General features: G+C 50.2%; 13 protein-coding genes. 8 read left to right on the forward strand and 5 right to left on the reverse strand.

The genetic code is table 11. From position 1 onward, the window contains the following. Window positions 1-116 precede the first annotated feature (116 nt). On the forward strand, window positions 117-1,220 hold the full coding sequence (carA, locus tag HNQ92_RS02490) for a glutamine-hydrolyzing carbamoyl-phosphate synthase small subunit (RefSeq protein WP_184170420.1): 1,104 nt from the start codon (window positions 117-119) through the stop codon (window positions 1,218-1,220). 55 nt (window positions 1,221-1,275) lie between these two features. Here carA and HNQ92_RS02495 read toward each other — a convergent pair whose 3' ends face one another. Beyond that, a complete protein-coding gene (locus HNQ92_RS02495; RefSeq protein ID WP_184170423.1) occupies window positions 1,276-1,932 on the reverse strand; it encodes a thioredoxin domain-containing protein in 657 nt (218 codons plus the stop codon). Between the two features lie 192 nt (window positions 1,933-2,124). On the opposite strand from HNQ92_RS02495, the gene eno reads away from it, so the two are divergent. From eno to HNQ92_RS02530, 7 genes are all read left to right on the forward strand, one after another. Next, the gene (eno, locus tag HNQ92_RS02500; RefSeq protein ID WP_184170426.1) at window positions 2,125-3,396 is read left to right on the forward strand and encodes a phosphopyruvate hydratase; all 1,272 of its coding nucleotides are present in this window, start codon (window positions 2,125-2,127) and stop codon (window positions 3,394-3,396) included. 65 nt (window positions 3,397-3,461) lie between these two features. Further along, complete coding sequence (locus HNQ92_RS02505; protein ID WP_184170429.1) at window positions 3,462-3,809, forward strand: FtsB family cell division protein; 348 nt, start codon at window positions 3,462-3,464, stop codon at window positions 3,807-3,809. Window positions 3,810-3,854: 45 nt separating this feature from the next. Beyond that, a complete protein-coding gene (locus HNQ92_RS02510; protein ID WP_184170432.1) occupies window positions 3,855-4,349 on the forward strand; it encodes an arsenate reductase/protein-tyrosine-phosphatase family protein in 495 nt (164 codons plus the stop codon). A gap of 52 nt (window positions 4,350-4,401) precedes the next feature. Then, window positions 4,402-5,934, forward strand: coding sequence for a 2,3-bisphosphoglycerate-independent phosphoglycerate mutase (gpmI, locus tag HNQ92_RS02515; RefSeq protein WP_184170436.1), 1,533 nt, complete (start codon window positions 4,402-4,404; stop codon window positions 5,932-5,934). Between the two features lie 91 nt (window positions 5,935-6,025). Then, a complete protein-coding gene (locus HNQ92_RS02520) occupies window positions 6,026-6,586 on the forward strand; it encodes a hypothetical protein (protein ID WP_246439502.1) in 561 nt (186 codons plus the stop codon). A 46-nt stretch (window positions 6,587-6,632) separates the two neighbouring features. After that, entirely contained in the window at window positions 6,633-8,135 is a 1,503-nt protein-coding gene (locus HNQ92_RS02525; RefSeq protein ID WP_184170439.1) for a M28 family peptidase, read from the forward strand. 591 nt (window positions 8,136-8,726) lie between these two features. After that, a complete protein-coding gene (locus tag HNQ92_RS02530; protein ID WP_343062896.1) occupies window positions 8,727-9,587 on the forward strand; it encodes a hypothetical protein in 861 nt (286 codons plus the stop codon). A gap of 90 nt (window positions 9,588-9,677) precedes the next feature. Here HNQ92_RS02530 and HNQ92_RS02535 read toward each other — a convergent pair whose 3' ends face one another. From HNQ92_RS02535 to HNQ92_RS02550, 4 genes are all read right to left on the reverse strand, one after another. Next, on the reverse strand, window positions 9,678-10,562 hold the full coding sequence (locus HNQ92_RS02535; protein ID WP_184170445.1) for a polyphosphate kinase 2 family protein: 885 nt from the start codon (window positions 10,560-10,562) through the stop codon (window positions 9,678-9,680). A 45-nt stretch (window positions 10,563-10,607) separates the two neighbouring features. Then, window positions 10,608-11,192, reverse strand: a complete 585-nt coding sequence (rdgB, locus tag HNQ92_RS02540; RefSeq protein ID WP_184170449.1) for an RdgB/HAM1 family non-canonical purine NTP pyrophosphatase — start codon at window positions 11,190-11,192, stop codon at window positions 10,608-10,610. A 126-nt stretch (window positions 11,193-11,318) separates the two neighbouring features. Next, window positions 11,319-12,227: an FKBP-type peptidyl-prolyl cis-trans isomerase gene (locus tag HNQ92_RS02545; protein ID WP_184170452.1), complete on the reverse strand. Its 909-nt coding sequence runs from the start codon at window positions 12,225-12,227 to the stop codon at window positions 11,319-11,321. A gap of 11 nt (window positions 12,228-12,238) precedes the next feature. Further along, window positions 12,239-13,132, reverse strand: coding sequence for an FKBP-type peptidyl-prolyl cis-trans isomerase (locus HNQ92_RS02550; protein ID WP_184170455.1), 894 nt, complete (start codon window positions 13,130-13,132; stop codon window positions 12,239-12,241). Window positions 13,133-13,188: the final 56 nt, after the last annotated feature.

A 13,188-nucleotide genomic window follows, 5' to 3' on the forward strand; every position in this document is an offset into this window, starting at 1 on the left:
AATATACAAAAGGGGTTAAACGTTTTCGTTTGACCCCTTTTTTTGCGCATGAATTAATTAATTTTGAGGCTAGTTAAAAAGCTCCCTCGCAAACTGTAAATCACTTTTAACCATCTATGACTCAAACAAAAGAAGCTCTTTTACTGCTAGAAGACGGAACGGCGTATCGTGGCACAGCGCTTGGTATGGAAGGTACCAAAGGTGGCGAAATTTGCTTTAACACGGGAATGACAGGGTACCAGGAGATCTACACCGACCCTTCTTACTTTGGTCAGATTATCGTGAATACGAATTCACACATAGGGAACTATGGCGTGCAGCTGGAAGTAGAGGAGGAGTCAGACTCGGTAAAAATTAGCGGCATGGTATGTAATACTTTTTCGACCATTTACTCCCGCCACACGGCCGACTATTCTTTACAAGAGTACTTTGAAAGAGCTAAAATTATAGGGATTAGTAATGTAGATACCCGGCACCTGGTTCGGCATGTGCGCCAGAAAGGGGTCATGAACGCCATTATTTCGTCGGAAATCTTGGATGCAAAGGAACTGATGGATGAACTCCACAAAGTACCTTCCATGGAAGGCCTGGAGTTATCTTCGGTGGTGTCTACCAAGACGCCTTACTACGTAGGGGATGAAACCGAAAGCCGTTGGCGAATTGCCGTGCTGGACTACGGAATTAAGAAGAGTATTCTCCACAACCTTACCCTGCGTGGATGCTACTGCAAGGTATTTCCGGCGCAGACTCCTTTTGAAGAGATAATGGCCTGGAATCCGGATGGCTTTTTTATCTCCAACGGACCAGGAGACCCGGCGGCAATGGCGTACGCGTCGAATGACGTGAAGAAGATGGTCGACACCCAAAAGCCTTTGTTTGGGATTTGCCTGGGGCACCAGTTGCTGGCGCTAGCCAGTGGTATTTCTACTTACAAGATGCACCACGGACATCGCGGACTGAACCATCCGGTAAAAAATCTCATTACGGGACTATGCGAAGTGACCTCCCAAAACCACGGTTTTGCGGTCAATCCCGAAGAAATTCAGGGTCATGCTGATGTGGAAGTAACGCATGTGAACCTCAATGACAAAACCATTGAGGGAATTCGAAGAAAGGACCGGCCGGCCTTCTCGGTACAGTACCACCCGGAAGCGTCACCGGGCCCGCACGATTCCCGTTACCTCTTTGATGAATTTGCGAAACTACTCGCTGAAGCGTAAAAAATAAACCCCGGATTCTCGGAAGAGATCCGGGGTTTATTTTATCCAGTTTCCATTACAGATTTTTTTCAAGTACCTCTTTCAGTTCTGCCTCCGAAAGGTAGCCCGTGCCACGCCAGAGCAGCGGGCCTTTTCGGTATAAAAGCAGCACTGGGATTTCGGTAATTCCTAGTTGGTGGGCCAGTGATTGGTTCTGATCGTAATGGATCTTTTGGATGGTAACTTTTCCCTCGTATTCCAGCGCTAGTTTTTTCATGCTGGGTAACATTTTTACGCAGGGAGCGCACCAAGGCGCATAAAAGTCCACCAGAAGCAGCTGTTCGGAAGCTATGTGTTGCCGAAAAACTTCTTGGCTCATTCCTTGATTTTGGGAAGTGACTTTTGCGTCGGCTTCATCAATAGGCTTTCCGGCCGCCTGCCATTTCAAGTACCCACCCTGCATATCATATACTTCTGTAAAACCCTGTGCTACCAGTTTCTGGGCCGCGGCCGCGCTGCGCCCACCCGACAAACAATACACGTACACGGGCTTGCTTTTGTCAAGTAGCGCGATTTTCTGCATAAAGTCGCTGCTGCGATAATCCATGTGCAGTGCCTGGGGTAGGTGCCCGTGGCGAAATTCATCCCAAGTACGTACGTCTACCACCTGAACAGAAGCAGAAGCAGTGATTTTCTGGGCAAACGCATCAATATCCAGCGGTACCTGAGCCAAGCCGGGCCGCGATGCCAGTACTGAACAAAAAAATAACGTACTGTGCCATAAGTTAAAATAGGGAAGACTAATAGGTCGCATCGGTTCGAAATTTATCCCATAATAAAGTTTGATCCGGGTGGTTCCCGAAAAATTTGCGTTATTTTGTGGTGTTAAAATTAACTATTAACTCAATCAAACCCAACGCTGCACATGAGTACTATCCAGTCAGTACATGCAAGACAAATCCTGGATTCAAGAGGTAACCCTACCGTGGAAGTAGATATTCGTACCGAGAATGGTTTTGTGGGCCGGGCGGCAGTACCTTCGGGTGCTTCTACCGGAAAACACGAGGCCGTTGAGCTGCGGGACGACGACGCCAACGTATACGTAGGCAAAGGGGTTTTGAAGGCCGTTGAAAACGTCAATGACATTATATACCCAGAGTTGATCGGCATTTCAGTTTATGAGCAAAACCTGATCGACAAGATTATGCTCGAGCTGGATGGTACGCCCAACAAGAATAAGCTAGGAGCCAATGCTATCTTGGGAGTTTCCCTGGCTGTAGCCAAAGCGGCCGCACAGGAAGCCGGTATGTCGCTGTTCCGATACGTGGGAGGTACCAACGCCAACACCTTGCCGGTACCTATGATGAATATCCTGAACGGAGGTAGTCACGCGGATAATTCCATTGATTTTCAGGAGTTCATGGTCATGCCCGTAAAAGCGGATACCTTTTCGGAGTCGTTGCGTATGGGCGTAGAAGTATTCCATACCTTGAAGAAGGTACTTAAAAGCAAAGGGTACTCTACCAACGTGGGCGATGAAGGAGGTTTTGCCCCGAACATCAAATCCAACGAAGAGGCCATTGAGATTGTGATCCAGGCGATTGAGAAGGCGGGTTACAAGCCCGGCGAGGATATATTCATCGCCATGGATGCTGCCTCGTCCGAGTTCTACGAGAATGGAGTTTACCATTTCAAAAAATCAGACGGACGGAAGCTTAGCTCCGACGAAATGGCGGGCTACTGGCAGGAATGGGTGGAAAAGTACCCCATTATTTCCATCGAAGATGGCATGGACGAAGACGACTGGGACGGCTGGAAGGCACATACGGAGACCATTGGTAAGAAATGCCAGCTGGTAGGGGATGATCTATTCGTAACCAACGTGAACCGGCTTCAGCAAGGAATTGACGGCGGAATCGCTAACTCAATTTTGATCAAAGTGAACCAGATCGGCTCACTCACCGAGACGATCAATACCGTGAACCTGGCTAAGCGCAGCAGCTATAAGAATGTCATGTCGCACCGCTCCGGCGAAACCGAAGATTCTACCATTGCGGATCTGGCGGTTGCGCTCAATACGGGTCAAATCAAAACCGGCTCAGCTTCCCGGTCCGACCGGATGGCGAAGTACAACCAACTCCTCCGGATTGAGGAAGAACTTGGTGAGACGGCTTACTTCCCCGGCCTGAAGTTTTAAGGTATATCCATAGTAACCAGCCGGGGCGTAAGCTCCGGCTTTTTTCACTTTCTTCCTCGACGCCTATGCCACTCGTACTAAAATACGCCTCTCGTTGGCTGCGGTTTATATTCAAGTTCTATACAGGTACCTTCATCATATGGTTGGTGTGGATTTGCTTTCTGGATGACAACAACCTGATTGTAGTATGGACCAACCGGGCCAAGATGAAAGAACTGGAGAGTGAAAAAGAATACTACCAGGAAAAAATAGCCCAGGTAAAAAAGGAACGGGAAGAAGTATTCGGCAACCAAAAACTACTCGAGAAATGGGCGCGTGAAAAGTACTTCATGCGCAAACCTACCGAAGACGTGTACGTGATCGTGGACGAGAATAATCAGCCCATTGAGAGCCGACTCAACGAGAACGATTAGCGTATTTATATTACAATAGATCCAGGTCTTTTATTTATCCCTTAAGTGATCAAAGTACTATTCGTCTGCTTGGGAAATATCTGCCGCTCGCCCGTGGCAGAGGGCGTATTTCGTAGCTTGATAGAAGCCCGCGGCCTACAGAATGCCATCCAGTGTGACTCGGCCGGTACCGCTTCGTACCACGTGGGTAGTCCGCCCGACCGGCGTATGTGCCAGGTGGCTGCGGCGCTGGGAGTGCCGCTCACGCACCAGGCCCGAAAGCTCAGTGGTGACGATTTTTATAACTACCAGTACATCATAGCCATGGATGAGGCTAACTTTGAAGACATACGGCAGCAGAGTTACCGAAGTAGCGGATTCTATTATCCCGAAGACCAGCTATTTTTGTTTCGGGAATTTGACTCCGTCCCGGATGCGGGCCTGAGCGTTCCGGATCCGTACTACGAAGATATTTCGGTCTTTGAGGAAGTATTTGCCATAGTGCATCGGTGCGGTGAAAACCTCCTGGAATTTTTGGTAGAAAAGCACGGTTTGAAATAAAGAAAACGGGCTATTGGTAGCTCTTAACTCAGATTGAATTTTCCATAAGCATATGAATAAAAAAGTAATACTCATCATCATGGATGGCTGGGGCATTGCCAGGCCCGGCGAAGAAAACCGCTCGGCCGTTCTGGCGGCTCATACGCCCTTTTACGATAGCATTTTACAAAAGTACCCTCATAGTAAGCTGCAAGCTTCCGGGCTGGCCGTTGGGCTACCCGAAGGGCAAATGGGCAACTCCGAAGTAGGCCATACCAACCTGGGAGCGGGCCGCGTCGTGTACCAGGATCTGGTGAAGGTCAATAAGGCCGTTGAAGAAGGTACCTTGGCACAGGAGCTTCCGTTGAAAGAGGCGTTCACGTATGCCCTCACTCACAACAAGAAGGTCCACTTCATCGGGTTAGTCTCCGACGGCGGGGTACATTCGCATATCAATCACCTGAAAGGACTTTGCAGCATTGCCCAGCAGGCCGGACTTTCCAAGGTATTTGTGCATGCCTTCACGGATGGTCGCGACTGTGACCCCAAGAGCGGCCTTGGGTTTTTGTCGGAGCTGGAACAGCACATGGCCCAAACGACCGGCAAGCTGGCCAGTATCACGGGGCGCTACTACGCCATGGACCGGGATAAACGCTGGGAACGGGTGAAACTCGCCTACGATGCCATGGTACGTGGCGAGGGGCTACACGTGGCTTCTGATGGCCTTCTGAACGCCGTACAGGCGTCTTACCAGGAAGGCGTGACCGACGAGTTCATTAAGCCGATTGTGGCCGTACAAGCGGATGGAATGCCCGTAGCGGTAATCGAAGAAGGCGATGTGGTACTTTGTTTTAACTTTCGCACGGACCGCGGCCGGGAAATTACGATGGCCCTCACCCAGCAGGATTTCCACGAGCAGAACATGCACAAGCTGTCGCTCTACTACCTCACCATGACTAATTACGACGATACCTTCTCGAACGTAAAAGTCATTTTTGATAAAGACAACCTGAATAATACACTGGGAGAGGTACTTGAAAGAGCTGGGAAAAAACAGATTCGGATTGCCGAAACCGAAAAGTACCCCCACGTGACCTTTTTCTTCTCGGGCGGGCGTGAACTACCCTTTGAAGGCGAAAGCCGCCTGTTGTGCCCTTCACCCAAAGTAGCTACCTACGACCTGCAACCCGAGATGTCAGCCTACGACATTCGGGACGCTATTGTACCCGAGTTGGAAAAAGAAGAGGTCGATTTTGTGTGTCTAAACTTTGCCAACCCCGACATGGTAGGCCATACCGGCGACTTTGGAGCCGCCGTGAAAGCCTGCGAAACGGTGGATGCCTGCACCGAGGCCGTCGTAACTACGGGGCTGGCCCACGGCTATACCTCCATCATCATTGCCGACCACGGTAATTCCGACTACATGGTCAATGACGACGGAACGCCCAATACGGCGCACTCGCTCAACCTGGTACCCTGTATCCTGGTGGACAACGAGTACCGGTTACCTACCAAGGATGGTAAATTAGCCGACATAGCACCTACGATCCTGGCCTTAATGGGCATCGAAAAACCCGAAGAGATGACCGGCGATAGCATCCTATAAACGATTCATGGCTCTTGTGTGTTAGCCTAGGTAGAGAACCCGGAGTGGGCTCTACCCTTTTTTAAAATTTCGCCAGTCCAGTCAACCTACTATGCGGTACTTTCTTTTTTTGACCCTTTTTTTGTTAATTCTGGCTTGCCAAAATCCAGCCAAAGAGCAGGAAGAAGTAGCCGTGTATTATGATGTAAAAGGCTACGTAGAAGGGCAGATGGAACTGCTGGCTCGCGAGCAATCGACACTTACCAAGGCGATGCGCATTGGTACAGATTCGGAAAGTAAAACTACCTCAACGGCTAACTGGCAACGGGAGCTGGCCCTTTTCTTACAGGCCGACATCAATAAACCAGCCTACCGCCTTAGCTACCTAATTGCCCGGCCCGATTCGCTCACCTACGAGTACACACTCCAGCCGGGCGAGGATTTACCCGTCCGGTATCTACGGGTGGAGCTGGATAAGTCGCAAGGACAGCCCGTGTACATTGAGGCGAAGCTACTGACGGAAAACAAGCTCTACCAGTCTGAGAAGCAAATCTTGCTGCGTAGTGGCGAGGTGGCCGGAAAGTGGCAGGTGCAATCGTACCAGGTCAAAGGCTATCAGGAGCTAGCCATGACGGACCGGAAGCCCTTTGAAATTACCGCCAAGATTAACTGATAAAGTACCCATCCTTTAAAGTACCCATCCTTTTGCCCTAAGAACCATGACCAAGTACCTCCTTTATGCTGCCCTGCTCGTGTTGAGCACGGTACCTACTTTTGCTCAGCCAAAAGCGCCTTTGCCGGAATTTAGCCTTCAAAAAGCCAACTCGGAAGCACACATGCGTTTTTTGGCGGCCGATGAGCTTCAGGGGCGAAAGACGGGTGAAGCGGGCAATCTGGTGGCGGCCAGGTACCTGGCCGAGCAGTTTAGGAAGTACGGCCTGACCCCTGCTCCCGGACAAAGTACCTACTACCAAAAAGTACCCCTTGAGAAACTCGGAGAAAGCGGCACGGGAGAGATTGTAGCGGGTGGACAAACGCTGCCGTCCGGACAAGACTGGATCTTGATGGCGGGGGGCGCGGCGGAGCTGGAGGCACCGCTGGTGTACGCTGGGTATGGCCTTGAAAACACCGCCAAAGGCTGGGACGACTACAAGGGCCTGGATGTAAAAGGTAAAATAGTACTTGTTCAGAGCGGTACTCCCGAAACCCAGACTCCCTCCGAAATGATAGCCAGCTCAACCGAGAAACGCCACCTGGCGGCTCAAAAAGGAGCCTTGGCCGTAATAGAGCTTTTTAACACCTCCATTCCCTGGAACTACGTAACCAAGTACTTTGCGGGCGAACGGATTTCGTTGGCCGAAAAGACCAGTACCGGGCCGACCCTCCCTCATGCTTGGGTAAACGGAAAAGAAGCCAAGTGGACCCGCCTGTTTCGGGAGGTTCAATCCATAAAACTTACCACCCAGGGGCGCTCGATAAAACACGTCGATGGCTACAACGTGGCGGCCTACATTTCCGGTAGCGATGCCAAGCTTAAGGAGCAGTACCTTTTGCTTACGGCTCATTATGACCACATTGGTATAGACAAACAGGGCGACAAAGCCGCCGCTGACCGCGATAGTATCTTCAACGGCGCGCGTGATAATGCCTTCGGCTGCGTGGCGTTGTTAGCCGCTGCCGAAGCATTGGCCAAGAACCCGCCGAAACGATCGGTGCTGATCGTGGCCGTCACCGGCGAAGAGGTGGGGCTGCTGGGTAGCCGGTACTACGCGAATAATCCGCTGCTTCCGTTGAACAAATGCGTCTTTAATTTTAATTCTGACGGCGCGGGCTATAACGATACGGGCGTAGTGGGCGTTATTGGGTTGGATCGGACGGGCGCTCGGGCCGAAATAGAGCGGGCTAGTAAAGCCTTTGGACTCGATGTGGTGGCTGATCCAGCACCCGAGCAGGGCCTTTTCGACCGCTCCGATAACGTAAACTTCGCCATTAAGGGCATTCCGGCTCCTACTTTCACGCCGGGCTTCCGCAAGTTTGACGAAGACATCATGAAGGACTACCACCAAGTATCAGACAATCCCGAAACGGTGGATTTCGACTACCTACTGAAGTTTTCTCAGGCCTATGCTCACGCCGCCCGGCTTATCGCGGATCGTGCTCAGGCTCCCGCCTGGGTAAAAGGCGACAAATACGAGGAAGCCGCCAAGCAATTGTACAAGTAAGAAGTACCTCTTCTCAGCAATACCCAAAGTACCCTGTGCACCTTGTGCCAGGGTACTTTGGTATATAGCCTCACGCGTTTTTTTTAACCCATCATAGTGTTACAGCGGGCCGTCCACTACTCCTACAAAATGGGGTATTTTTCTACAAGCGATGGAGTGGCAAAGCCTTCGCTACAAGTGCGTATCATACTCTCAAACTACCCTTTTTTATCCTTCTTTTGGCGGATCAAAGTACCCTCTGGTGGGCCTCTTTAAAGAGGTTTTTCTGTGCCATATTGCTTTCCAGGCGTTTTTAGCCACTATTTCCTTTGACCCAAAGTACCCTACCGCTTGATGCCTTAAACAGGTCGTAAAAAAGGTAGGTACCCAGCATGGCACAGATTTAGAACCTTAGTAAAGCCAAACGGTAAATCAACCTATCAAATAGTGTTAGTAAGTGCAATATGCAAAACTGAATCTGTACACTTTCCCAGTCCATTATTAATCTAAACAGTCAATTCAATGCAAAACGACACACAGAAAAAACAGAGTGCAGCTTGGGCGGTGGTAGTTGTATTAGCAATAGCCACTGCTATGCTGGGTTTCTTGTTCATGCAACAAAGACAAGAGCTAACGCACCAAGAAAGCGAAGTAGTTGAAAAAGCGCAGGAACTGGCTTCCACTCGAACCAAACTCGACTCACTGACGGCGGCTTTAGATCTCAAAATCGCCGAAGTTGAAAAACTAGGAGGTGACGTAGAGGAATTAAACAAAATGAAGGCTCAACTAGAAGCCGATAAGCTGGCCCTTAGCCGGAGCAAGAAAGTTGAAACGGGTAAGTACCTGGCCAAAATCAAAGAATACGAGCAATTTTTGGCCGAGAAAGATACCGAGATTGCCGAACTACGTGAGCAGAATCAAATGCTTCTGGCCTCGAACGATTCGTTGAATGTACACGTAGGTAGTTTAACTACGGAGCGCGAGCGACTGGTACAACGCCAAACCGAACTGGCGGATACGCTGAATCTATTTACGGCTCAAAATCAGGAGCTCTCAGAGAAGGTTAGCCGGGCGGCTGCCTTGAAAGCCCAAAACCTGAAGATTCTGGCCGTAAATTCACGTGGTAAAGCCAAAGATAACGATGCCTATAAGGCAAAGCGGGTCGATAAACTTAAGTTTGTCTTCGACCTACCCGAAAACCCACTGACCAACCAGGATACCAAAGATATTTACGTACGGGTACTTGATCCCGACGGAGCTATCCTTTCGGACGAGGCCATGGGTTCAGGAGCCTTCGAAGTGAACGGTCAGGAAACTCGATTTACGGCACGTGAGTCAGTAGCCTACCAGAATAACAACCAGAAGGTAGAAATGGTCTACGATAATACCGCCCAATTCCGCCCCGGCAAGTACAGCGTAGAACTGTACGCCGAAGGCTACCGCATCGGAGGAGGTAATTTCGTGATTCGCTAAAAATTTTAAGGTTAATACTTCATCAACAAATGGCAGGTTCTTTGAGCCTGCCATTTTTATGTTGTGAAAGTACCTATGAGATAGGTACTTTCAATTTTGTTTATGGATGATATCGATGAAGTGCTGGAGGTCGAGACTTCGCTTTTCGTCAATCTCCGGAAAGTGCATCGATAGTTTACATAGTTCGGACACGATGATTTCTCCTACGGCCAGCCGCATGTTCTTTTTATCGTCGGCAGGTACTACGTACCAAGGGGCTTTTTTAGTAGCGGTGGCGTTGATACACTCTTCGTAAGCCTGCATGTAGGCATCCCACGAATCGCGCTCTTTGACGTCTCCTTCTTCAAACTTCCAATTTTTGGCGGGGTCTTCAATGCGTTGGATGAGCCGATCGGCCTGCTCTTTTTTAGAGACATTCAGAAAAAATTTAACGACGCGTATTCCGTTCCGGTACAGGTACTTTTCCAGATTCGCGATGTCTTTGTAGCGCTGCTTCCAGACCTTGTTTAGGTCCGAGGTTAGCTCGGTGGGCAGGCGTTGCACGTTGGTCAGTATTTCGGGGTGTACTTTCACGACCAGTACTTCCTCGTAGTAGCTACGGTTAAAAATAGTGATCGAACCCCGTTGAGGAAGTATCCGGCTGGTCCGCCAAAGAAAATCATGGGCTAACTCTTCGTCATTCGGCCGCTTGAACGAGTGAATCCGCACCCCTACCGGATTGACGCCCGATAACACATGCTTGATGGTGCCGTCTTTGCCCGCCGCGTCCATAGCCTGAAAAATAACCAGCAAGCCGTAGCGGTTATGGGCATACATCATGCTTTGTAAGTCATCCAGTTCTTTTGTAAAGTCGGCCAGGAGCGCTTGGTACTCTTCCTTGCTTTCGTAGCTATCTTCGCAACGCGTTACTACGTCTTTTAGGCGAAATTTTCGGGTACCATCGTAGCGGTAATCATCTAAGTTGTAGTCTGCCATGTTGCGTTATTAAAGGTTGATGAAAGGTAAGTAATCGGGACTAGTTCAGGGAAGCGTACTCTCTTTCAGAAAAGCAGCTAATTTGGCAAAGGCCCGGGCGCGGTGGCTAAGCTGACTTTTTTCGGCCAGGGTCATTTCGGCAAAGGTACAGTCTCGCCCCAGAGGCACGAAGATGGGGTCGTAGCCAAAGCCATAAGTACCCCTTTTCTCCTGAATGATGGTACCTTCTACCGAGCCCTCGAATTGGTGAAAGCTACCGTCCAACACCAGCGTAATGACCGTAACGAACCGCGCCCGACGGTCGGGCTGGTCGGCCAGGCGTTCTTGTAATAATTGCATGTTGTCGTCGGCGTTGCGCTGGGGTCCCGCGTACCGAGCCGAGTAGACGCCCGGTTCGCCGTTGAGCGCGTATACTTCCAGACCGGTGTCGTCGGCAAAATTATTGACCTGGTACTTAGTCCAAAGGTACTCCGCCTTCTGCCGCGAATTTCCCGCCAGGGTAGCTTGTGTTTCGGGTAGTTCTTCGTGGCAGCCTACGTCTGCCAGGGTTTGGAGCTGGAAGGTATCACCGAGCAATGCCTGGATTTCGGTGAGCTTGTGGGCGTTGTTGGTAGCAAAGCAAAGAAGCATGGTAGTAGGGTATTTGACAACGGTTGTAAAGTACTGGTAATAATACGAGAAAAGTAAGGCATTAAGCTAAAAACGGCTACCCTGAAGTCAGAGTAGCCGCTCGTTGCGTAAGGTATGAGGTACGTGCTATTTAACTTTTCGTAAAATTTCTACTTCAAAAAACAAAGGCGCGTAGGGCGGAATCCCCACTCTGCCCGCCGCGGTGGCGGGCTGTCCTTGCGTACCATAGCCCAGTACCGAAGGAAACAGAAAATGCGCTTTCTCGCCTATCCGCATTTTGAGCATTCCTTCAATAAAACCACTAACCGGTCTACCAGCTCCTGGCGCTGGTATTGCCTCAAAGGTACCTGCATCAAACTGGGTACCGTTGGTGAGGCGGCCCAAGTACCTTACCTCGTATGTACTATTACCCTCGACCTGAGCGGAATCCGGCCGAGAAACCAGTTTGCCAAAACGTAAGCCGCTTTCGGTGGTTTCTTGGGTCACTACGCCCGTCGTGCGGGTAAAGATGTCCATCTGCTCGGCTTCGGTGTTGATGCTGGCAACCTTCAGATCTACCTTAGCCACGCTATAGGCCGGAAACATAAGCGTACCCGAAACTCCCAGCCCCAGATTATGCGGCACAAAGAGCGTGGCGGAGTCACCTTCTTGCAGCAAAGAACTAAAGGCAATCAGCATGGCCCGATCACTCAAAAAAGGAATACGCTCTACGCCGTATATCACCGATGTAGGCTCATAGGTACTTATCCGGCTGGAATCTACGATAAAGCCATCCAGGCGCGAGATGATGTAGTGTACCTTTAGTTGGTTGCCTACTTCGGCTGTTTGTTGGGTACCTCCTTTGGAAACGATCCGATAGTACAGCCCATCGGTACCCCGTTGGGCTGAAATGCCCTGCTGGGCCAGATAGGCCTGAATGTCCCGTTCGTTCTGGGCAATTCGCTCGTTGGTAAAGTAGTCTACTTCCTTACATCCAACCAAACCAGCACCCAGGAGCAGGCTTACCACAACGACCCAATGGTATGTACGAATCATTTTTTTCATCCTTACGGAGTATTTCCTACGGTTTGAGCTGAGAAATCAACCAGTTCTACGTCAAATAATAACACAGCGTTGGGAGGGATGGGCCCTGAGCCTTCCGAGCCATAACCCAAGCCCGATGGGATGATCAAAGTACGTTTGCCGCCTTTTTTCATCATCATGATCCCTTCTTCCCAGCCGGGAATCACCATGCCTACTCCCACCCGGAACTCCAGCGGCTGCCCGCCACCCTGCGGGTTTTCGCGCGAGCCATCGAAGACCGTACCGTCCAGGAGTTTCCCCACGTAATGTACCTTCACCTGGTCGCCCGCGTTTGGCGAGCCTCCGGTGCCTTCGGTCTCTACTATGTAACGAAGGCCCGAGCTTGTTTTTTGTGCTTTGCCCTTTAGATTATTTTTGGCCAGGTAGTCTTCAATCACTTTGTCATCAACTCCTTTTTGCTTGGTACCCAGCTCGGCCTGGTCTTTCTGGAATTCTTCGTAGTTCTGCACGTTAAGTACCTTCACCGTAAAGCTAAGGTCAGATCCCTTCTTGATCATGGGAGGCAGGGGCTGCATCATCTTGCCAAAAAGCGAGTCAGCGTTTACGTAGAAAGTCGCACTGTCGCCCTTGGACAGCATAGCCAGTCCTTCTTCAAAAGAAGCCTTGAAAGGCGGTTGTTGTAAAACCAATTTTACGGGAATGGATTCCTTATAGGTATCGCGCAGAGCGGAATCTTCGCTGTTTTTCAAAACCAGGTGAAACGTCATTACGTCGCCCATGGCTGCTTTGCGGGCCTTGTCGTCATGCTCGTGAAGCTGGTACTTTAAGCCGTTCTCTGTTACCTGCGTTCGGTACTGGTTGCAGGCGGCGGCCAGGATGCATACGCCCAGCGCATAACCTATTGTCTTCAAATTCATTGGTTTGTATTTATTAAAATAAGGTATAATTGGTTGGTGATAATGGTTCAGAGTTA

This window comes from Rhabdobacter roseus (genome assembly GCF_014202275.1).
In the GTDB taxonomy this organism is placed as follows: domain Bacteria; phylum Bacteroidota; class Bacteroidia; order Cytophagales; family Spirosomataceae; genus Rhabdobacter; species Rhabdobacter roseus.